Source organism: Hymenobacter sp. H14-R3, from assembly GCF_030063445.1.
Classification (GTDB): Bacteria; Bacteroidota; Bacteroidia; order Cytophagales; family Hymenobacteraceae; genus Hymenobacter.
Window position 1 is genome coordinate 170,374 of record NZ_JASITD010000002.1, and the last position, 20,905, is coordinate 191,278.

General features: G+C 64.9%; 16 protein-coding genes. 8 read left to right on the plus strand and 8 right to left on the minus strand.

Annotated features, from left to right (window positions below; genetic code table 11):
• Nucleotides 1-128 precede the first annotated feature (128 nt).
• The gene (gene treA, locus QMK33_RS02775) at nucleotides 129-1,793 is read right to left on the minus strand and encodes an alpha,alpha-trehalase TreA (RefSeq protein WP_283563020.1); all 1,665 of its coding nucleotides are present in this window, start codon (nucleotides 1,791-1,793) and stop codon (nucleotides 129-131) included.
• Between the two features lie 216 nt (nucleotides 1,794-2,009).
• On the opposite strand from treA, the gene QMK33_RS02780 reads away from it, so the two are divergent.
• On the plus strand, nucleotides 2,010-2,561 hold the full coding sequence (locus QMK33_RS02780; RefSeq protein ID WP_283563021.1) for a hypothetical protein: 552 nt from the start codon (nucleotides 2,010-2,012) through the stop codon (nucleotides 2,559-2,561).
• Between the two features lie 120 nt (nucleotides 2,562-2,681).
• Here the strand turns inward: QMK33_RS02780 and QMK33_RS02785 are convergent, their stop codons facing one another.
• On the minus strand, nucleotides 2,682-3,233 hold the full coding sequence (locus tag QMK33_RS02785) for an RNA 2'-phosphotransferase (RefSeq protein ID WP_283563022.1): 552 nt from the start codon (nucleotides 3,231-3,233) through the stop codon (nucleotides 2,682-2,684).
• 105 nt (nucleotides 3,234-3,338) lie between these two features.
• Here QMK33_RS02785 and murB point away from each other — a divergent pair, with 105 nt between their 5' ends.
• The 6 genes from murB to QMK33_RS02815 all read left to right on the plus strand — a co-directional run bounded on the left by murB (nucleotide 3,339) and on the right by QMK33_RS02815 (nucleotide 10,275).
• Nucleotides 3,339-4,385: a UDP-N-acetylmuramate dehydrogenase gene (gene murB / locus QMK33_RS02790; protein WP_283563023.1), complete on the plus strand. Its 1,047-nt coding sequence runs from the start codon at nucleotides 3,339-3,341 to the stop codon at nucleotides 4,383-4,385.
• A 124-nt stretch (nucleotides 4,386-4,509) separates the two neighbouring features.
• The gene (locus tag QMK33_RS02795; RefSeq protein ID WP_283563024.1) at nucleotides 4,510-5,517 is read left to right on the plus strand and encodes a hypothetical protein; all 1,008 of its coding nucleotides are present in this window, start codon (nucleotides 4,510-4,512) and stop codon (nucleotides 5,515-5,517) included.
• Nucleotides 5,518-5,688: 171 nt separating this feature from the next.
• The gene (locus tag QMK33_RS02800) at nucleotides 5,689-6,264 is read left to right on the plus strand and encodes a biliverdin-producing heme oxygenase (protein ID WP_283563025.1); all 576 of its coding nucleotides are present in this window, start codon (nucleotides 5,689-5,691) and stop codon (nucleotides 6,262-6,264) included.
• Nucleotides 6,261-8,570, plus strand: coding sequence for an ATP-binding protein (locus QMK33_RS02805; RefSeq protein WP_283563026.1), 2,310 nt, complete (start codon nucleotides 6,261-6,263; stop codon nucleotides 8,568-8,570). Before QMK33_RS02800 ends, QMK33_RS02805 begins: the two co-directional genes overlap by 4 nt.
• 16 nt (nucleotides 8,571-8,586) lie before the next feature.
• The gene (locus tag QMK33_RS02810; RefSeq protein ID WP_283563027.1) at nucleotides 8,587-9,033 is read left to right on the plus strand and encodes a response regulator; all 447 of its coding nucleotides are present in this window, start codon (nucleotides 8,587-8,589) and stop codon (nucleotides 9,031-9,033) included.
• Between the two features lie 24 nt (nucleotides 9,034-9,057).
• Nucleotides 9,058-10,275 (plus strand): sensor histidine kinase, encoded by a 1,218-nt coding sequence (locus tag QMK33_RS02815; RefSeq protein WP_283563028.1) that lies wholly within the window; start codon nucleotides 9,058-9,060, stop codon nucleotides 10,273-10,275.
• A gap of 21 nt (nucleotides 10,276-10,296) precedes the next feature.
• Here QMK33_RS02815 and QMK33_RS02820 read toward each other — a convergent pair whose 3' ends face one another.
• The 4 genes from QMK33_RS02820 to QMK33_RS02835 all read right to left on the minus strand — a co-directional run bounded on the left by QMK33_RS02820 (nucleotide 10,297) and on the right by QMK33_RS02835 (nucleotide 16,232).
• Entirely contained in the window at nucleotides 10,297-11,343 is a 1,047-nt protein-coding gene (locus QMK33_RS02820; protein ID WP_283563029.1) for an IS630 family transposase, read from the minus strand.
• 252 nt (nucleotides 11,344-11,595) lie between these two features.
• Nucleotides 11,596-12,867 (minus strand): hypothetical protein, encoded by a 1,272-nt coding sequence (locus QMK33_RS02825; RefSeq protein ID WP_283563030.1) that lies wholly within the window; start codon nucleotides 12,865-12,867, stop codon nucleotides 11,596-11,598.
• Nucleotides 12,860-13,297 (minus strand): inner membrane protein YiaA, encoded by a 438-nt coding sequence (gene yiaA, locus QMK33_RS02830; RefSeq protein WP_283563031.1) that lies wholly within the window; start codon nucleotides 13,295-13,297, stop codon nucleotides 12,860-12,862. Before yiaA ends, QMK33_RS02825 begins: the two co-directional genes overlap by 8 nt.
• 52 nt (nucleotides 13,298-13,349) lie before the next feature.
• Nucleotides 13,350-16,232 (minus strand): MSEP-CTERM sorting domain-containing protein, encoded by a 2,883-nt coding sequence (locus tag QMK33_RS02835; protein WP_283563032.1) that lies wholly within the window; start codon nucleotides 16,230-16,232, stop codon nucleotides 13,350-13,352.
• A gap of 237 nt (nucleotides 16,233-16,469) precedes the next feature.
• On the opposite strand from QMK33_RS02835, the gene QMK33_RS02840 reads away from it, so the two are divergent.
• Complete coding sequence (locus tag QMK33_RS02840; RefSeq protein ID WP_283563033.1) at nucleotides 16,470-17,612, plus strand: putative sensor domain DACNV-containing protein; 1,143 nt, start codon at nucleotides 16,470-16,472, stop codon at nucleotides 17,610-17,612.
• 16 nt (nucleotides 17,613-17,628) lie between these two features.
• Here the strand turns inward: QMK33_RS02840 and QMK33_RS02845 are convergent, their stop codons facing one another.
• Complete coding sequence (locus QMK33_RS02845; protein WP_283563034.1) at nucleotides 17,629-18,243, minus strand: CDP-alcohol phosphatidyltransferase family protein; 615 nt, start codon at nucleotides 18,241-18,243, stop codon at nucleotides 17,629-17,631.
• Nucleotides 18,244-18,258: 15 nt separating this feature from the next.
• Nucleotides 18,259-20,697, minus strand: coding sequence for an endonuclease MutS2 (locus tag QMK33_RS02850; protein WP_283563035.1), 2,439 nt, complete (start codon nucleotides 20,695-20,697; stop codon nucleotides 18,259-18,261).
• Nucleotides 20,698-20,905: the final 208 nt, after the last annotated feature.

Consider the following 20,905-nt stretch of genomic DNA (forward strand, 5'->3'; position numbering starts at 1 on the left):
CCCCCGCAGGATTCCGCGCATCAAGCGGCGTGGGCCGGGGGTGGGGCTGCAATCAGCAGGCAATTACCTCAGGTAGCAAGGCGGCCTCAAAGCAAATAATTTAATACAACTTATTATTGTACAATAAGTTACCGCATCGGCGCAATCCGGCGTTTATCCGCAGCCTTGCGGGCGGGGCTAGGCACAATAGCCGGGCGCGGAGCCGGCTCCGTTTTAGCGCGCTGCCGGGCGTTTTCGAGAGTCAGCAGCACGCCGTTGGTCCAGCCGAAGCCGTCTTGCAGGGGGTACTCGCCGCCCCCGCCGGCAGCGGGGCCGGTGGCCTCCACGTTGTATTTTTCGAGGAGCTTGCCGGTCTGCGCGAAGCCGCGCACGTTGAGGCGGGTCCAGCGGTCGGCGATGGTATCGGCCAGGGCGTGCTGGCCGTAGCGGCGCAGGCCCACGATGGCGATGTATTCGAGAGGGGCCCAGGCGTTGGGGGCGTCCCACTGCTGGCCGCTGGGCACGGGGGTGGTGAGCAGGCCACCGGGCCGCAAAAACTCCTGCCGCAGGTGGCCCGCCACCTGGCTGGCCTGGGCGGGCGTGGCTACCCCAAAGGCCAGCGGGAACGCGGCCGCCAGCGTGCGCGCCAGCGTGGGCTGGCGCTTATCGAGGTCATAATCAGTATAGAAGCCAGCCTTGGCATCCCAGCAGTAGCGCCGGATGGCGCCGGCCCGGCGCTGGCCCAGCTGGCGGTAGCGAAAGGCCTCGGCCGAGTCGCCGGCCTGGCGGGCGGCCCGGTCCAGGGTTTGCTCCAGGGTGAGCAGCAGGCAGTTGAGGTCCACAGGCACGAGGCGGGTAGTGCGGATGGTGCCCAGGCCCTGGCCGGGCTCAAACCAGCGTGAGCTGAAATCCCAGCCCGAGGCGGCGGCGGCGCGCACGTTGCGGTAGAACTCGGCCGGCGGCTGGGCGCTGGTTTTGGCGGCTTCCACGTCTTCGCGGTACGACTCCTCGCGGGGCTGGTCGCTGTCGTCCCAGTAGCGGCTCAGCAGCTCGCCGCCGGGCATGCGCACGGCCAGGCGCTCGGCGGTGCCGGGCGCGGGGCTAGCGCCGTTGGCGGTCCAGTAGGCGTGTTCTTTCAGCAGCTGGGGCCGAAACTGGGTATACGCCTGGCTGCCAATTCCTTCACTCTCGGCCAGCAGCTGCACCATGAGGGCAAAAAACGGCGGCTGCGAGCGGCTGATGTAGTAAGTGCGCGTGCCGTTGGGAATGTGCCCGTAGCGGTCGATGAGCGAGGCAAAATCGGCCACCATATCGCGCACCAGCGCCGTGCGGCCGGCCTCGCGCAGGCCCAGCATCGTGAAGTACGAGTCCCAGTAGTACATCTCGCGGAAGCGCCCGCCCGGCACCACGTAGGGCCGGGGCAGCGGTAGCAGCGACGAATACGGCACGGGTTGCAGCTGGGCCGGCCGGCTCAGCACCGTCCACAGCGTGTCGAGGTGCGCCCGAATGCCGGCCCCGATGTTGCTGCGGTACAAATCGGTACCAGCCACGGGCGCCGTAAAATACTGCTTCACAAAGGCTTGCAAAGCAAAGCCCGGCTGGCCGCGCAGGCGCTCGTAGGCGGCCATCACCTCGGGCGGCGGCGCGGTGGGCAGGGCATCCACGAATGTTTTGCCATCGGGATACACCCGGCCCATTTGCACGGCCTCGAACAGGCCGGGGTAAAGCTGGCGGGGCGTGGGCGCGGGCGTAGGCTGGGCCGCGGCGGTGAGGCTGGCCAGCAGCAGGCTTGCGCTAAGCAAAAGGTTTTTCATGGGCAGAGTGGCGGGAAAGAACAAATTTGCTGCTTATTTCGCAGTTAGCGGCGCAGCCAGCCCAGCGGACTTCTTTTTACCTGGTTCCGTATCGTTTGGCCTTGCCCAACGCACCACCGGCTGGCACTGGCCACCTACGCGGGGCAGTACCGGGCTGCTTACCACCTGATGCAGAGTACTTTACTTTTACGCACGACTATTGCCTGCCAATCAGCCATGAAAAATATCCTGTCTCCCAAAATCTGGTGGCTCCTGCCCCTTTTGCTGCTAGGGGCCATTGGCTGTAAAAAGCTGCTGGGCATGCTCACGTTCAACGTCAACGACGCTACCAATTTTACTATTCCGGCCACGGGGCCGCTCACGAACACGGTGCTTACGCTCCCGGCCATTGCGGTGGCGTCGAACTCGACGAGCACCTACGCGAGCAACAAGACCACCGCCAACTACGTGCAGGATGTGACCCTCGACCAGCTCACGCTCACCGTTACCGACCCCAGCACGCAAAACTTTGACTTTCTGAAGAGTATCAGCCTCTATATCGACACCGATGCTAGCGGCAACAGCAAAACGCTGCTGGCCTCGCTCAGCCCCGTGCCCACCGGCCAAACCACCATCCGCCTCACGCCCAGCGGCAATAAGTTTGACCTCTACCTGCGCACCAATACCTACACGCTCTTCACCACCGCCGAGCTGGCCCAACCTCTGCCCCAGGCCACGAACGTGCGCGCCGATGCCCGCTTCTTCGTGAAGGCCAACGTGCCTCAGTAGCAGAGTTAGGGTACAGAAGTAGAAGTAGCGCGGACTTTCAGTCCGCGAGTGAACGGGCTATTCCACTCGCGGAATGAAAATCCGCGCTACTATACACCAACCCATAAACCGCTCTAAACATCAGGCATCCAGACCTTCCAAGTACTGCGGCGGCACGGCTTCGGTGAGCCACACGCCGTTGCCCGAGCGGTAGAACACGCCGCCGGCCGCGTGCCACGCGGCGGCGTTTACGGCCAGCAGCACGGGGCGGCCCCGGCGCTGGCCCACGCGGCGGGCCGTGGCCTCGTCGGCGGTGAGGTGCACGTGGTGGCGGCTCATTTTCTGCAAGCCGGTGGCCCGAATGGCGGGCAACGCGGCCGGGGCCGTGCCGTGGTAGAGCACGGCGGGCGGCGTAGCCGGGACCAGCTCCAGGTTAACTGCTACGCTGTGGCCCTGCTGCGCCCGCAGGCGCTGGCCGGCTTCGTCGTAGGCAAAGCGCTGCTTATCACTGTCTTCCACCAGGTCGTCGAGCTCGTCGCGGGTGAGGGGATAGCCGTGGGCGGCGCAGGCGGCCAGCAGGTCGGCCACGGCTACCCAGCCGCCGGCTTGCAGCGTCAGGCCAATGGCCTCGGGCTGGTGGCGCAGGTGCTGGCTGAGAAATTTGCTGTAGCGGGTAGCGGTTTTGGGGTCCATAGCGGCAATGTAGCGCGGACTCTGCGAGTCCGCGCGTGGGGGCGTTCACGCAATCGTTCTACGCGCGGACTCGCAGAGTCCCCGCTACTTGCCGACCTTTGCCCCATGCCGCTCTTCGAAGAAAACGTTTCGCTCCGCCCCTACAACACTTTTGGCCTCGATGTGCAGGCCCGCTACTTTGCGCGCTTCGCCTCGGTAGAATCATTGCGCGAGCTGCTGGCCCAGCCCGAGGTACAGGCCGGGCCGCTGCTCATTTTGGGCGGCGGCTCCAACCTGCTGCTCACCCAAAACTTCGGCGGTGTGGTGCTGAAAAACGAACTGATGGGCCTCGAAATCAGCGGCGAAGATGCCGACACGCACACCGCCCTGCTGCGCGCCGGGGCCGGCGAAAGCTGGCACGGCCTGGTAGCCTACGCCCTCGACGAAGACCTGAGCGGCGTCGAAAACCTCTCGCTCATTCCGGGCACGGTGGGCGCGGCACCCCTCCAGAATATCGGGGCCTACGGGGCCGAGCTGCAAGACACCTTTGAGCGGCTGGAGGCGCTGGAAATCAGCACCGGCGAGCTGCGGGTGTTTGGCAAGGAGGCCTGCGGCTTTGGCTACCGCGAAAGCGTGTTTAAGGGCGCCCTCAAAAACCAGTTTGTGGTAACGGCCGTGGTGCTGCGGCTGCACCGCGCCGCCGCCGCCCGGCCCACCAACAGCAGCTACGGGGCCATTCGCGAGACGCTGGCCGAGCTGGGCATCGAAAGCGAGCCCACCGCCCGCCACGTGAGCGAGGCCGTGGTGCACATCCGCCGCTCGAAGCTGCCCGACCCGGCCGAGGTTGGCAACGCGGGCTCTTTTTTCAAAAACCCCGAGGTGTCGCAAGCCAAGTTCGACGAGCTGAAAGGGCGCTACCCCGGCCTGCCCGGCTACCCGGTGCCGGGCGGCGTGAAGGTGCCCGCTGGCTGGCTCATCGAGCAGGCCGGCTTCAAGGGGCTGCGGCGCGGGGCGGGCGCGGGCACCCACGGCGTGCACGAGCGCCAGGCCCTGGTGCTGGTGAACCACGGCGGGGCCACCGGCCAGGAGCTGCGCGCACTGGCCGAGGAAATCATTCGGGCCGTGGGCACGCAGTTTGGCATTGAGCTGCATCCCGAAGTTAATATTCTGTAAATGAGCCTATTATTGGAATAGCAACATTTTTAATCCTGCCTTAACCTTCTTTAAGTGCCTGCCTACTAGTTTTGCACAGTAGTTTACCCGTCCTTTTTGTAAGCAGTTCTATTTTTTTCCTCCTATGGTTTTTGTTACTCCCCTAGTTATCGCTACGTTACTTGGCAGCCTGGCTGGGCCTGGCCCCAAGCCCGCTTCGCCACCCCCCGGCCCGGTCGTGCAGTCGATTAAGGCGGCGCGGGCGCTGGGCGCGGGTGCCACGGTTACGATACGGGCGGTAGTGCTCAACGGCCCCGAGCTGGGCGGCCTGCGCTACGTGCAGGATGGCGAGGCGGGCCTGGCCCTCTACGCCCTGCCCACCCGCGTGCCGGGCTTCGATGAGCTGCGCGCCGGCGACAGCCTGCAAGTGACCGGCCAGCTCAAGAGCTACAACAACCTGCTGGAGATGGACCCCATCACGGCGGTGCACAAAATAAGTGGCGGCCGGACGCTGCACCCCCTCAAGGTGCCCATGGCCGACGTAGCCAGCGCCTTTGTGGAGGCCAACGAGGGCCGCCTGCTCGAAATAACGGGCGTGTCGCAGCTCACCAACTCCACGGGCACACCCGTAGAAACGCTGTCGGCCAACTCCAACTTTTTGCTCGACGGCGACAAAAACGCCCTGCTGCGCATCACCAATGCCAGCACCGGCCCTACCGGCCTCATCGACTCGGCAGTGCCTAAGGGTGAGACGTTTGACGTGCGCGGTATTCTAAGCCAGTTCTCACCCAGTGGCACGGGTGGCTACCAGCTGCTGCCGCGCCTGGCCAGCGACATCGTGCGCGGCGGCGGCGTGCCCCGCATCACCGGCGAGCCCGTGCCGGTGGGCACCACGCCCCAAAGCTTCACCCTCGAATACACCACGCTTTACCCCGGCGATACCCGCCTCAAATTTGGCCCCTCGGCCACCGAGCTCACCCAGGAGCGCCTCGTGGAAGGCTTCACCACCCAGCACCGCATCACGGTCGATGGCTTGGAGCCCGGCACCACTTACTACGTGCTGGTGAGCTCGCGCAACGCGGCCGGCACGGCCACGTCTACGCCGGTGCCCATCATCACGGGTGGCAAAAAGAGCACCCGCAAAAACCGCTAAGCCCGGCGGCCCGGCTTTTGGTCAGGCTCCTCCGTACTAATGTGCATAAGCCTGTCCATCAGCTCGATGGGCAGGCTTATGTTGTTAACAACTAGCCTACTAGCGCCACTGCGCCGGAAGCGCCGGGTTTTTGGGGCTAATTTGCGATTTCTGTTCGTTTAATTTTCGCATTTGAGTATCGCCCCCGTTTCTTCCGGCCTGCTGGCGCGCCTGCGCGCCGAAACCCGCCCCTACCACGACGCCGTGGAGCAAAACGAGTTCAACCGGGCGCTGGGGGCGGGCACGCCCGGCGCGGCGGCCACCACCCGGTTTTTGGCCGATATGTACGGCTTCATGCGGCCCTACGAAACCCAGCTACTGGCCCACGCCCCGGCCCTGGGCCCCGCCTGGGAAATACCCGGGCGCCTGCGGGCGCACCTCATTCTGGAAGACCTGCGGGTGCCCGCCCACCAGCTGCCGCTGTGCCCGGCCCTGCCGCCGCTCGCCACCCGGCCCCAGCTGCTGGGCGCCATGTACGTGCTCGAAGGCTCGACGCTGGGCGGGCAGGTGCTGGCCCGCCAGCTGGCCAAGGCGGGCCTCGACCTGGGCCGGTTTTTTACCGGCGCGGGGCCGCTTACCGGGCCGCGCTGGAAATCGTTTTGCCACCTGCTGGCGGCCACGGCCACGCCCGGGCAGGAGGAGGCAGAGGTGGTGCAGTCGGCCATTGTCACCTTTCAAACGCTGGCCGCCTGGCTGGCCCGCCCGTGAGCCTTCCCGACGAGCGCCTGCTTGACCAGGCCATTACCCTCACAAACTGCGACCGCGAGCCGATTCACATTCCGGGCGCCATTCAGCCCTACGGCTTCCTGCTGTGCCTCGACGAAAGCACGCGGCGCGTGGTCTACGTGAGCGACAATACCGCTGATTTGCTGGGTGTTGACCCCGCCAGCCTGCTGGGTGCGGGCCTGGGCCGGCTGCTGGCCCCCGCCCGCATGGCCGAGGTGGAGGCGTGCTTGGCCACCCTTACCGCCACGCACCAGCTGCTGGGCGTGCGCCTCGACCTGGTGGCGGGCCAGCCCTTCTACAAGCTCATCATGCACCGCCACGACCAGCTGCTGTGGCTGGAGTTTGAGCCCGTGGCGGAGAGTGGCCCCGCCACCCTCGACCTGCCCCTGCTCAACGCGGCGCTGGGCCACATGCTGACCGCGGGCTCAGTGGCCGATTTTTGCCAGCAGGCCGTGGCCCAGGTGCGCGCCCTCACCAGCTTCGACCGGGTGGCCATCTACCGCTTTGCGCCCGACGAGAGCGGCGAGGTGGTGGCCGAGGCCACCCGCCCCGGGCTGGCCCCCTGGCTGGGGCTGCGCTACCCGGCCAGCGACATTCCGCAGCAGGCGCGGTCCATGTACTTGCTCAACTGGCTACGCTTTATCCCCGATGCCAGCTACGTGCCGGCCCGCCTGGTGGCGCTGCCAGTGGGCCGCCCCAGCCGCCCGCCCGACATGACCTACGCGGTGCTGCGCAGTGTGTCGCCCATTCATATTCAGTACCTGCACAACCTGGGCTCGGCGGCCACCATGACGCTCTCGCTCATTCAGGACGGGCAGCTGTGGGGCATGATTACCTGCCACCACCTCACGCCCTGGCTAGTGAGCTACGAGCTGCGCAAGCTGTGCCAGTTTATTGCCAAAACGTTTTCGGCCCTGCTCGGCTCCAAGCAGCAGCAAGACGCCCTGGGGTACCAGCTGCGCCTGCGCGAGCGGCAGGCGCGGCTGTTTACGCACCTCTCGCACACGCCCAACTTCGTGGAGGGCCTCTACAAGCACGCCCCTACCCTGGCCGATGTGCTGGACTGCGGCGGCGCGGCCATTTGCTTTGATGGCGAGCTGGTTATGCTGGGCAACACGCCCAGCCGCCCCCAGCTTGAGGAGCTGCTGGCCTGGCTGCAAGCCCACGCGCGGCAAGACGTGTTTCACACCAATTCCTACGCCAGCCTCAACCCGGCGGGGCTGGCCATTCGCGGCACCGCCAGCGGCATTCTGGCGGCGGCGCTGTCGGAGGCCCCCGGCAACTACCTGCTGTGGTTTCGGCCCGAGCTGGTGCAAACCGTGACCTGGGCCGGCCAGCACGAAAAAGTGCAGCAGCTGGCCAGCGGCGAGCTGTTTATGTCGCCCCGGCAGTCGTTTGAGGCCTGGAAGCAGCTGGTCGAGAACACGGCCCTGCCCTGGCAGCCCCTGGAGCTGGCGGCGGCCCAGGAAATCAGGCTGCACATCTCCGACGTGCGCCTCAAGGTTTTCAACGAGCTGCACGCCCGCGCCCGCGCCTTGCAGCACCTCAACACGCAGCTGGCGCGCAGCAACGAGGAGCTGGATTCGTTTGCCTACGTGGCCTCGCACGACCTCAAGGAGCCGCTGCGAGGTATTCACAACTACTCGCTTTTTTTGCTCGAAGACTATGCCGACCAGCTAGATGCCGACGGTGTGAGCAAGCTTCAAACCCTGGTGCGCCTCAGCCAGCGCATGGAAGGCCTGATTGAGGGCCTGCTCCAGCTCGCGCGCGTGGGAAGCATCGAGCTGGTTTTCAAAGAAGTAGACATGAATGAGGTGGTGGCCGGCGTGCTCGACCTGCTGCACCCGCGCCTGGAGCAAACCCAGACCACGGTTGCGGTGCCGGGCCCCTTGCCCACGGTGCTGGGCGAGTACGTGTGGCTACAGGAAATAGTGAGTAACCTGCTCACCAACAGCATAAAGTATAGCGAGCAGCCCGCCAAGGCCGTCACCATTGGCGTAGTGGGCAGCGGCGTGGTGGTGCCGGGCGGCCCGGCCAATTCAGCCGATTTTCATATTTTTTACGTACGCGATTATGGTATCGGGATTGCCCCCCGGCACCACGAAAAGATATTCAAGCTATTTAAGCGCCTCCATGCCCAGGAAAAGTATGGCGGCGGCACCGGGGCTGGCCTCGCCATTGCCAAAAAAATGGTGGAGAAGCAGGGCGGCAGCCTGTGGGTTGCGTCCGAGCTAGGCCAGGGAGCTACCTTCTACTTTTCCCTGCCCAGGCAGCTACCCGTTTTATAATTAAGTTGATTACGCCTTGATTATCAGTTCATTAAAACCCATTTTAGTAGTTGAGGACAGTGACGAGGACTTCACCGCCCTGGGGCGCGCCTTCCGCAAGCATGCCCTCCAAAACCCCGTGCTGCGCTGCGAAGACGGCGACCAGGCCCTCACCTACCTCAAGGGCTATGGCAAGGCGGTGGGCTGGCCGGCCACGCTGCCCGCCTTGGTGCTGCTCGACCTCAACCTGCCGGGCACCGACGGGCGGGCCGTGCTCGAAAGCCTCAAGCGCGACCCGCAGCTGCACACCATTCCGGTTATTATTTTCAGCACCTCCTCCAGCTCGCGCGATATCGAGGACTGTTACCGCCTGGGGGCCAACAGCTACCTTACCAAGCCGCTTGAGTACAGCGCACTGGAGGAAAAAATCCGGCTCACTATCAATTACTGGCTCGGAGCCTCGGAGCTGCCGGGGTTGAACTGAGGAGCTAACTTCTGCGCGTGTAAAGTGAAGAAAATTCTTCTTGTTGATGACAATGCGCAAGACCGGCATCTTTACCGGCGCTACCTAGGCAAGCAGCTGGGCCACGAGCGGGTGGAAATTACCGAGGCTTCCTCGGGGCAGGAGGCGATGGCCTTGTTTGCGAGCGAGCAGCCCGATTGCGTGCTGCTCGACTACAACCTGCCCGACGTAGACGGCCTCGATTTGCTGGCCCAGCTCAAACAGCTGGCCCCGCCCGAGGGCCTGTGCGTGGTGATGATAACGGGCGGTGGCAACGAGCAGTTGGCCGTGCAGGCCCTGGGTATGGGCGCACTCGACTACCTGGTGAAGCAGCAGTTCGACCCCGAACTGCTGGCCAAAACGGTGGTGCACGCCATCGAGAAAAACGAGTGGCGGCAGTACCAGGCCAACTACCACCACGAGCTGCAAGCCATGAACCAGCAGCTGCGCGACTCGCTGGAAATGGTGGAGGAAACCCGCCGTGCCCTCAACGCCAAAAACGCGCAGCTCACCACCGCCAACAAGCTGCTGGCCCGCACCAATGCCGACCTCGACAACTTCGTGTACGCGGCCAGCCACGACCTCAAGCAGCCGGTGAACAACCTGCGCGGGCTGTTTGACGAGCTGCGCGCCACCGCCACCTTTGCGGACCCGCTCGCCCCCAAAATGTGGAGCCTGGCCGATGACTCGCTGCGCGTGCTGGCCACTACCATTACCGACCTGGCCAGCGTGGTGCAGGAAGAGCGCCAGCCCGCCGCCGAGCCTATCGAGCAAGTAGCGCTGGCCGCTATAGTGGCCGAAATCGCCCAGTCGCTGCATGTGCAAATACTTGATAGCAAAGCCGTTATAATAAGCTGCTTCGAGGCCCTGCCCGTGCTAAGCTATTCGCCGCGCAACCTGCGCACCATCCTGCTCAACCTGCTGGCCAACGCCCTCAAGTACCGCCACCCCGGCCGCGCCCCGCAGGTGCGCCTGCGCACCTGGCTGGCCGCCGGCCACCCCGTGCTAGAGGTGCAGGACAATGGCCTCGGCATCGACCTGGAGCGCCACCAGGGCGAGCTGTTTCAGCTGTTTCGCCGCTTCCACCCCGATGCCGCGTCGGGCACGGGCGTAGGCCTGTTCCTGGTCAACCGGCTGGTGCAGGCACAGGGCGGCCACATCGAGGTGGCCAGCCAGCCAGGCGAGGGCACCACGTTTAGCGTTTATTTACAAAGCGCTGATTAATATATTTTTATATTATACTCGTCACGAAGCGGGTTGCGCGTCGAGAATATGAAAATTGCGGGTGAGCAGGGACGCGAGTTCAGGCCCAAACTCGTCGAGCCGGGTGAAAAAGTCGAGCACGGCCATCCTGAACGCGCCTTTGGTGCGATAGAAAGCCGTGTTGATGATTTTTTGGCGCAGGAATTTCCAGAAGCGCTCTATCAGATTCAGATTAGGCGAATAGGGGGGCAGGAAAACCTGTACCAGGCGGGAGTCGACCAGCCAAGTAGTAAGGGCCTTATTTTTGTAGTAGCGGGCGTTGTCGCAGACGACATAGACCGGGCCTTGGGGGTGGGCTTCGAGCAGCTGCTCGTACAGCCGACGCGTGCTTTGAGCATTCACGCAGTCGGTTTCATCGAGGTAGAGCTCGGTAGCGACCACCGCATTCAGGGCCGCATTGAGATTGACGCGTTCGCGGCCGCTGACCGTGAGCAGGGGCCGTTCTTTGCCCGTCTCAGTCCAGACGTGGGTGGCGCGGGTGTTGTGGGTGGGGTGAGCGGCATCGGCAAAATACACCGCCGCCGTGCCTGCTTCGGCCTGAGCCAGCAACGGCCGTAAGGTGTCGGCCAGAAATGCGTGCTGCCGGGCTGCGTCCGCCTCGCAGGGCACCGCAGTGGTCAATTTATAGGAGAAGCCCAGGCGGTGCAGCAGGTCCGTCAGACCCGAAACGGAATACTGCACCTGGCAGGTCAGCGCCAGCCAGTCCGCGATTTGCCGACAATCGGTGTAGAGGTGGCGGCCCAGCTCCTGACACAGGTGCGCCAGCTGGGCGCTGGTCAGCAGGCCCCAGTAGCCCCCGGCCTGCGTGTCGGGTTTGCGGAAAGCGGCCAATCCCTGGGCCTGGTAGGCCCTGGTGTAGCGGTAGACCGTGGCCACGGACACGCCTAAATCATCGGCGATACTGGCGACCGAACGACCCTTGTCCAGCAGCAGCACCACGGTCACCGCCACATAGTCCGCTCGCTCGCCACACCGCCCTTGCAGGGTGCGTAGCGCTTGGCGCTCAGCAGGGCTTAGGCTTAATTCCATGACGCAAGTTTAGGACTTTTTACGCACTGTTTTCGCAACTCACTTCGCGACGAGTATAGTACCCGACTTTTACAAGGCGCTAAGGCAGCCGCGCTTGCACAGCCCCAACGGGCGTTATGCCAACGCATTTGTAAGCTCCAGCGAGGCATTGCGTCAACGCGTTCGTTAGCCCCAGCGGAGTCGCACTCGCTGGGGCTTGCAATGCGGAGTACACTATAACATATTGATTATCAATATGTTATCTGGTAAAAGCTACGAAAATGGGCCGTAGCTCAGCAGCACGTAGAGGTGCCAGCCGGCGGCCCCAGCCAGCACCGCCGGCCGCGCGTAGCGGGCCGGCCAATGCGGCAGCAGGCCCGCCAGTAGGCACAGCACCAGTGGCAACAGCGTGTAGGCCAGCCGCTCGGGGTAGTAGCCCAGCAGGGCAAAAAACACCACGAAGCACCCAAAAACCCAGCTCAGCGCCGGCCCGGTACCGGCAGGTAGCACTGGCTGGCTACGGGGCCGCAGCCGCCACCAGGTAGCGCCCAGCAGGCCCAGCCCGGCCAGCAGCCACCACCTCATAACGGCCAGGCTGGCCGCGTAGGCCGCCAGCTTGGCTGCCACCACCTGCGTGAACTCGGGCCAGGGCAGCGGCCAGGCCTCGGGCAGCCACACCAGCTGGTGAAAGCGCGCGGCCTCGTGGTTGTAGTAGGTGGTGCCCTGGGTGCGCAGCAAGGCAATCCATAGCAAGGTGGGCAGACCGAAGAGCAGGCCGCTCAGCAGCAGGCGGGTAGCTACCAGCCGCCAGCGCCGCCCGCCCGCCGGTGCCAGCCGGGCCGCCCGCACCACGCCGTAAGCCAGTGCAGGCCAGGCCAATACGAAGCTGCCATACACCAGTGGCAGCAGCCCCAGCGCGCAGGCCAGGCCCGCCAGCTGGCCGCCGCGCAGCCAGCCCCGCCCCACCCGCAGCGCCAGCGCCAGGCAAAAGAGCGGCACCAGAAAGGCGAACATCTGCTGGTGGGCCGTCCAGAAAAAAGCCTTCGTGATGGGATTGGCTACCAGCACCCACGCCAGGGCGTAGAATTGCCAGGCCGCCCCCCGGCCGGCCGTCAGCACCCTGCACAAATGCCTGAGCAGCAGCATACCAGCCAGCAAGGCCAGGCCATTGAGCAGCACAAAGCCGGCGTAGTAGCCGGCAATGCGCGGGTCTTCGGGGTAAAAAGGCAGCACCAGGCCGTGCCGACCGGCCAGGCGCAACGCGGCCGTGAGCGGGTAGCCCACGGCCGCGCCCAGCAGGGCATAAAGCGGGCGCGACTGCCGCACCTCCTGCGGCAGCAGCAGCCGGCGCGGCTCTTGGGCCACCAGCATGTAGCCGTGGCTGTCGTGGTTGACCACAAATCCCAGGCCGGGAGCCAGGTGCACGTATTCGCCCCAGTACTCGACGTCGGGCTGGCCCCGCGGGGCCGGCGACAGCCAGAACGACAGGCACGCCGCCAGCAGCAGGGCTACCAGCGGGGCCACGCCAGCGAGGTACCTAGGCAAGCGGCTCCTCGCGGTTGGGGCGGGCCAGGCCTTGCGTGTCGCGGGTGTTTTTTTGCACCGCAATGGCTGCGAATAAGCTCAGCAAGAAGGACATAGCGTAGAAGCCTTTCTCGCTGGCCGTGAGCGTGGCGTTCCAGAGGCCCACGGCCAGCAGGCTAATGGCCAGCACCGTCGAAAACCAGCTCAAGCCATAGTAGATGTTGGTGACGTTGATGCCGTCCTGGCGGTCGCGCACGCTTTTTTGCACCGACACGGCCGAAAACAGCCCGTACATGAGCACCGTGAAGTAGTAGCCCTTTTCGTTGAGCACCATCTGGGCGTTCCAGAGGCCAATGTTGTAGGCCGCCATGCCGGCTAGCAGTGCCACCCAAGAGGCGATAATAAAAGCGGCGGAAGGCCCCTGGGGCGCGGTGCGAGCAGATGGATTCATGAGGACGGGATGATGAGTGGGCAAACATACGCCTACTTGGCCCGCCCCGCCCCTACCCCGCCAGCCGGGGCCGGCGCAGCCACCAGCTACCCAGCCCGACGCCCAGCAGCAGCAGCCACGGCGCATAGTCGTCGAGGGGCACGGCGGTGGCGGTGCTGGGCGGCGCGGCCTCCTGGGTATCGAGGCTGGCGTTGGCGGCCAGCGTTTGGGCCTGCTTGCGGTAGAGCGCCTGCTTCTGGGCCTGGTTTTCGAGGGCCAGGAAGGCGGTGAGCGGCGTGAGCAGGCGGCTGCGAAAGCTGGCCTGAATGAAGGCCAGGTGCTGGGCATCGGCGGCGGCGGGGTGCAGCGCCTGCCACTGGGCGTAGCCGCGCAGCAGCAGCCCGGTTTGCCAGCGCGAGGCCGCGGCGGTGGGCACGGCCAGCGCGGCGGCCGGCTGGCTCAGCACCACGCTGGCGCGGCCGTCGTTGGGCAGGTACGCGCGGGGCTGCGCGGCCGTAGGCCAGGCCCGCACGCCTGGTTTTGCTTCGGCCTGATTAACAGCATTTTGCACTACCTCGCCCGAAGCGGCGCGCAGCGAATGCCCGGTAACCTGGCCCTGTGCTTCCAGTATTTTGCCCTCTCCCAGCACCAGAAACGTATCGCCCTCGGGGTAGGCCGCCGCCAAATCGGCAAAATCGGGGTCGAGCACGGTGCCGGTCAGCGAATCGGTGACCACCACCAGCACCGGGTAGCTGGCGGCGGGGTGCAGTTGGGCCTCGGCCAGCGTGCGGCGCACGGCCCCGGTGAGGTAGCAGCCGCCCGCATTGGCAAAGCCGTCGAGCTGCTGCCGCCAGTCGGCCCCGGCCGGCACGGGCGTAGCGTAGGTATTCACGAGCGTGAAGCGGGCCGGCGCAGCGCTCGGGTACTGCGCCATAAAAGTGGTAACCCACTGCTTATAAGCCTCTTTTCGAACCTGCGCCGCCGCCGACACATCAAGCAGAAAGTGGTAGTAGGGCCGGCGCTGCACCAGCGGTAGCTGCTGCTTGGCCGCCGCGCTCAGGTACACCACCGCCCCGCCGGGCGTGGCCACTGGCGCGGGGGTGGGGGCCACCAAACCGGGGCGGCCCAGTTGCACCGTTTGCCCGTCAATCAGTAAACTAACGGGCTCTTTGTGCGTGAGTTGCACCCCCGTGCGGCGGGGGGTATTTTCCACCACCGGGTACACCTGGAGGCGCAGTTGGTCGGGGCCGGCGTAGGCGAGCAGGCCGGGGTCGCGGCGGTCGTTTTGGTGCACTATCTGGGTGTAGACCCAGTCGGCGGCTTTCTTTTCGGCCAGAATGCCCGGCTCGCGGCGGCCGTCGATGTCGAGGTAATAATCGCTCACCCAGCAGCCGGCCGGCAGCGCAAACGTGGTGCGGTACTCGCCGGCTGGCTGCGCCGGGTTGGGGTTGCCCACCTCCACATCGACCCAGCTCACCCAGGCCTGCTGGCGGGCATCGTAGGTGCTGCGGGCCGTGAGGTGCCGTAGCGCGGCCGGCGCGGGCGCGGCGGCAGTAGCGGTAAACATGCCTGAATTCCAGGCATCTACCCGCGTATCGCCCAGGCCGAACACGCTTTCCAGCGTAGTGAGCTTGCTTTCCGAGAGTAGCAGGTTGTCCAGCACCAGCCAGTTGAAATACGTGGAGAGAAACGGCTGCTGGCTGCCCATAAACAGGTCGCGGCCGTGGTCTTTGTGCTGGCGCACGGTGGCCAGGGTGCGGGCCAGGGTCGCGGCGTCGAGGTCGTAGGATTTGGTATAATCGGGGGTGTACACGTAGGCCAGCGCCGCGTGCAGCGTGCGGCGGGCGTGGTAGTAGTCGGCGGTGAGCAGCAGCGGCAGCACGGTAGCCCCGCCCACCAGCACGGCGCGCGGCACCCAGCGCGCAAAGTGGGGCCGCACGGCCACCACATCCTCGGCCAGCAGGCGCACGTGCACCACCAGCAGCACCAGCGGCGCAAGCATCAGAAAGCCCGTGCCAATGGCGATAACGGCCAGCAGCGACAGCGGCAAAAACGGTAGAAACACCAGAAAAAAGTAGCACGTGTAGCCCAGCAACACGCTGCGCGCCCCCAGCAGCGCCAGCCGCCCGGCCGGCCGCGCCGGGGCCGGCAGGCACAGCAGCACCCCGTTGAGCACCGCCAGCCCGTAGAACCACGGCGTGTTGAAATTACCAAAAATGCCGCTCTGCTTGCCCACGCCCCCCAGCAGCATGCCCGTGTTCACGAGCAAGCCTAACAGAGGTAATACTAAGGTAATGAGTACTTTCCAGATAATGGTAAACTCATCGTCGCGGCGCAGACTGAAGAGATAGGCGGCCCGCACCAGAAAAAACAGGAACGTGAGGGGCCCCACCACCAGCCCGGCCAGCAGCAGCGGCCCATCCAGCCAGGAGCCGTTGACCCAGCTACCCAAAAGCGTGCTCAGCAACCCCAGCACCAGCCACCCACCCACGGGAATGGCCACCGCCAGCCCCAGGCTGGGCAGCACCGATTGGGGCCGGGCGGCGGGCACGCTGCGCACCACCAGCACCAGCAGGGCATGGGCCAGGGTGGGCATGAGGAAGGTCCAGACGTAGACGAGCAAATCGGTGGGCACCATCCAGCGCGGAATATCGCGCGGCAGCACCACCTCGCTGCTGCTGGTGTACCAGGCCAGGTACGCCACGTAGGCCACCAGCGCGGCCCCCGCGTAGCGGCTGCTCAGCGGCAGCCCGCGCCGCCACTGCCAGGCCGCATGCAGCAGCGTGGCCCCACCCAGGGCCGCCAGCCCCAGCGCTAGCTGCTGCCACACGGCCACACTGGCGGCCGGCAGCAGCGTTTCAATCACCGAAAACTCGCCGTAGCCTAGCGCCGCCAGCAGCAGCAGCGGCAGGGTATTGAGCAGCAATAGCCATTTGGCATTGAGCAGGTTGTGCATAAGCAAAGGCTAATAAAACGGTGAATAAGTGGCGGCACCGCCGCCGCACGCCGCCAGCAACGGCGGCAGCAACCCGGCCGGCAAAGGTATTGTAAAGAACTTTGTAATTCAAAGTAAATTTAGCAAAAAGCTTGCTTTCAAGTGATTTTGGGCGGGTGCCAAGCGATTTTCCTGCCTGGCTGTTCTACTGCTTCGCGGTAGCAGGCTTTGCGCAGCTGGCCGCCCCTCGTTTTTTCTATGCTCTCCGAACCTACCTACCTGGCCGCCCGCATGGTGGCCCCCGCCCTCGAAGCTCACTTTGCCCAGCACCGCACCGACGCCGCGCAACTAGGCGGCCCGCCCCTGCCCCCACCCCCGCCGGCGGCGCTGCTCGAAGCCATCATCGACGTGGCGTTTTGGGCCAGCCTGCGGCGCGAGGAGGGCCGCCCGCCCCGCATTTCGCTGGCGCTGCTGGAGCCCGAGGCGGCCGGGCAGCCGCTGCTGTTTGGGCACCGGCTGCGCCTCACACCGCAGGTACTCATCAAGTTAGCGCCGGCCGTGGAGCATCCCGGCATTCACCTGGGGGTGAGCTTCGACGCGGAGGGTCTCTACATCTGGGGCACGGCCAGCCAGGTGCCGCCGGTGTGCTTTGTGCTGGAAGTGGTGGAGCCGGGCCTGCTGGTGGCCAAGCACCGCCGGGCCGATGGCTTTGGCAAGTTCATCAACGTGGCCGTGCTGCGGGGCGACCAGATAAGGGTGGTGGACGAGGATACCATGGGCCTGGCCGACTACCCCACACTGCGCGAGTCGCTGCCCGCCATTCCGTGCCCGGCCACCGCGCCCGGCGGCCGGTCGGTAGATGTGCTGCTGGAGCTGGCCCGCGCCATGCGCGCCCACGGCCGCGGCGGCCTGCTGCTGTTGCTGCCACCCGGCTCGGAGGCGTGGCGGGCCTCGGTGGTGCAGCCGCTGGGCTACCCCGTGGTGCCGGCCTTCGCGGGCATCGCCGACCTGCTCACCGGCGCCGACCGCAGCCACCGCGACTGGCAGGAGAACCTGCTGGATGCCATTGAGATAGTGGGTGGCTATACCGCCGTAGACGGGGCCACCGTGCTCACCCGCGACTACAAGCTGCTGGCCTTTGGGGCCAAAGTAACCCGCCGCACCGACGGCACCTCAGTAGAGGAAATCGTGCTCACCGAGCCCGTGGTGGGCAGCAGCGCCACCACCCTGCACCCCGCCAAAAACGGCGGCACCCGCCACCTGGCCGCCGCCCAGTTTGTGCACGACCAGCACGACGCGGTGTCGCTGGTAGCCTCGCAGGACGGCAATTTCACGGTCTTCTCGTGGTCGGAAGCGCTGGGCCGGGTGCACGCCCACCGCATCGACGTGCTGCTGCTGTGAGCCGGCAAGCGTGCGCTTAGCCATGAAATAGCTTGTGCCGCTTAATGGCCCGGCCCTGCCGCAGCCGCCCCGCGTGGTAGAGCGTGGGCACGTCGCTGGCCCAGGTCTTCAGTACCAATAAGATACCTACTATTTCGAGCCGCGATAGTACGCCCACCCAAAAGCACAGCTGAAACAGCCAGCCCGATTGGCAGCTCAGGCAAACCTGCACCAGCGTGGCCAGCGACACCAGTACCCAGCCTTTGGCCGCGAAGGAATGGGTAGCTACTTCCTTGCGAAATTTCAAAAAAGAAACCGCGTAGGTCAAGGCTTCCAACCCTAGCAATATACTGAGCTGCAAGCTATTCGCAGCAAAGAAGCCGGAGCAGGCTACGTACGTGGCCCCCACTACCAGCAGCCAGAATACCTGGTCGATAGTAGAATCGAGCCGCCGCAGGCGCTGCGTCGAAATACCCAGCTGCCGGGCCACCACGCCGTCGAACACGTCGGTGAGCACGGCCACCACCAACAGCCCGATGGCAAGGGGGCCGTAGTGTGGAACGTGGTAGCAACTGAGCCCCACCAGCAAAATACCGATAAGCAAGCGGCTGTAAATCAGCCCTATCGGGATTTTGCTGGTGAAGCTGCGCATGGGTCCAAAGCTACATTACTTAAGCACGGCCAGCGTTACGCCGTCGCCGCCGCGGTCGGCGTGGTCGTCGCCCACGCTGGCCACGGTGCGGGTGCGGCGCAGGTAGTCGCGGGCCACCTGGCGCAGCACGCCGTTGCCGCGCCCGTGCAGGATTTTCACCTCCGGAATGCCCAGCATCACGGCATCGTCCACGAAGCTCATGAGCTTGGTGAGGGCATCTTCGGCGCGCTCGCCGCGCAGGTCGAGGGTGGGGCTGAAGCTGGCCATGCGCCCGGTGATGTCGAGGCTGGGGCCGCCGCTGTTGGCGGCGGCCGTCTTGCGGGCAACTTGCTCACGCTCACGGGCTTCGGCCCGGCTCAGCTTTTCGAGCTGGGCCACTTTCACCAGGGTTTTCATGCCGCCGAAGAGCACTTCGGCGGTCTTGCCCTTCACGCTCACCACCTCACCGTGGCCGTCCTGGCCCAGGATGGCCACGCGGTCGCCGGCTAGCAGGCTGCCGGCCTCGGCCAGCTCGCGGGTGGGGCGGGCCCGGGGCGGCTCGGTTTGCAGCTCCTGGCGCACGAAGGTTTCGAGGGTCGAGCGGGCCTGCTTGGTAGTTTCCTTATCGGCCTGGCTGCGGCGAATCTCGGTGATGGTGGATTCGATTTGCTGGTTGGCCGTTTGCAACAGCTTCTTGGCCTGCTGCTTGGCTTCGCGCAAGGTTTCGCTACGGGTGTCGTCGAGGTGCTTCTTGAGGTCCAGGTATTCCTGGGTGAACTTGCGGAGGCCGTTTTGCAGCTTCTCGGTTTCGCGGAGCTTGGTTTCGAGCTCGGTTTTGTCCTTTTCAAGGCCTTCGAGCAGGCGGTCGTAGCGGATTTTATCCTTGCCCACCAGCTGGGTAGCGCGCTCCACGAGCTGCCGGGGCAGGCCAATTTTGCGGGCAATCTCGATGGCAAACGACGAGCCCGGCTTGCCAATTTCGAGGCGATAGAGCGGTTGCAGGCGCTCGGGGTCGTAGCGCATGGCACCGTTCACGAGGCCGTCGGTTTTCTCGGCGAAGTTCTTGAGGTTGGTGTAGTGCGTGGTAATCACCCCAAAAGCGCGGGCCTGGTTGAGCTGCTCCAGCACGGCTTCGGCAATGGCCCCGCCCAGACTGGGCTCGGTGCCGGTGCCAAATTCGTCAATCAGGATGAGGCTTTTCTTGTTGGCCACGGTCACGAACTGCTTCATGGCCAGCAGGTGCGACGAATACGTACTAAGGTCATTCTCAATACTTTGCTCATCGCCAATGTCGAGCAGAATATCCTCAAACATGCCGGCCTCCGAGTAGTCATCGCACGGAATAAGCAGGCCGCATTGCAGCATGTACTGCACCAAGCCCACCGTTTTGAGGGCCACCGACTTGCCGCCCGCGTTGGGCCCCGAAATAACCAGCACGCGGCGCTCGGGCGTTAGCTCCAGGTCGAGCGGCACCACTTCGCGCTTCTCGGCATCCTTGCCGGCGGCCTTGTTTTGCTCCTTAAACGTGAGCGTGAGCACCGGGTGGCGCACGCCGCGCCACCGAATGAGCGGCTTGCTACTGAGCTCGGGCAGTTGGGCATCGAGCTCGCGGGCCAGCCGCGCCTTAGCCCGGATAAAGTCGAGCAGGCCCAGGTAGCCGTAGGCCTTGCGCAGGTCGGGCAGGTGGGGGCGCAACTGGTCGGTGAGGCTGGTGAGAATGCGAATCAGCTCGCGCTGATAGGCGTTTTCGAGGTCTTTGATGTCGTTGTTGGACTCAAATACTTCCGAGGGCTCAATGAACACCGTCTGGCCCGAGGCCGACTCGTCGTGGATGAGGCCGCGCACGCGGCGCTTGTGCTCGGCAATCACGGGCAGCACCAGGCGGCCACCGCGGATGGTGGGCTCGGCATCGCCCGGAATCCAGCCCTCCGATTTGGCATGGCGCAGCACGCTGGCAATCTGCTTGCGCAGCTGGCCCTGGCGCTGAATGAGCTGCTGGCGCACCTGGCGCAGCAGCGGCGAGGCATCGTCGCGCACCAGGCCGTCGTCGTCCACCACCTTGTCCATGGCGGCCAGCAGGTTGCGGTCGGCCTGAATGCCGATGCCCAGCAGGCGTAGGTTGGGATACAGGTTATCGGCGGCCTGGGTGAAAAACGTGAGCGCCGAGCGAATAGTACGCAGGCTCATCTTCACCTCAAAAAACGCGGCCGCATCGAGGTAAGCCCCTGGCAGCGAGGCCCTTTTGAGATGCACCGTGACATCGTAGTAATACGCGCCCGGAAACTCGCTGCCGCCGGCCAGCAGCTGCCGAAACTCGTCGGTTTGGGCCAGCAGCTTGCTGAGCTGCTCGTGCTGGGTGATAAACTGCATGTTGGCCACGTGCTGCCGGCCCAGGGCCGAGAGGCAGAGCTGCTCCAGCAGCTCGCGCAGGGTGGTGAAGCCAATTTTGGCCTCAAAGTTTTGGGGTACTAACAAATCGAATACGAGCGGGAATAGGGACTGACTGGCCGCGAAGGTAAAACAGCAAAGGGGGCCGGAAGATTCGGCGCAAGCAGTGTTTTCACCGGGTACGCAGTGGGTTTCGCAGCAGAAACGCAGCGGCTCAGGGATTGCACCGGGATATCAGCACGGCGGCGATAGCTACAGCCACCAGCGCGCCTAGGCGCAGGGCCATAAATACCCA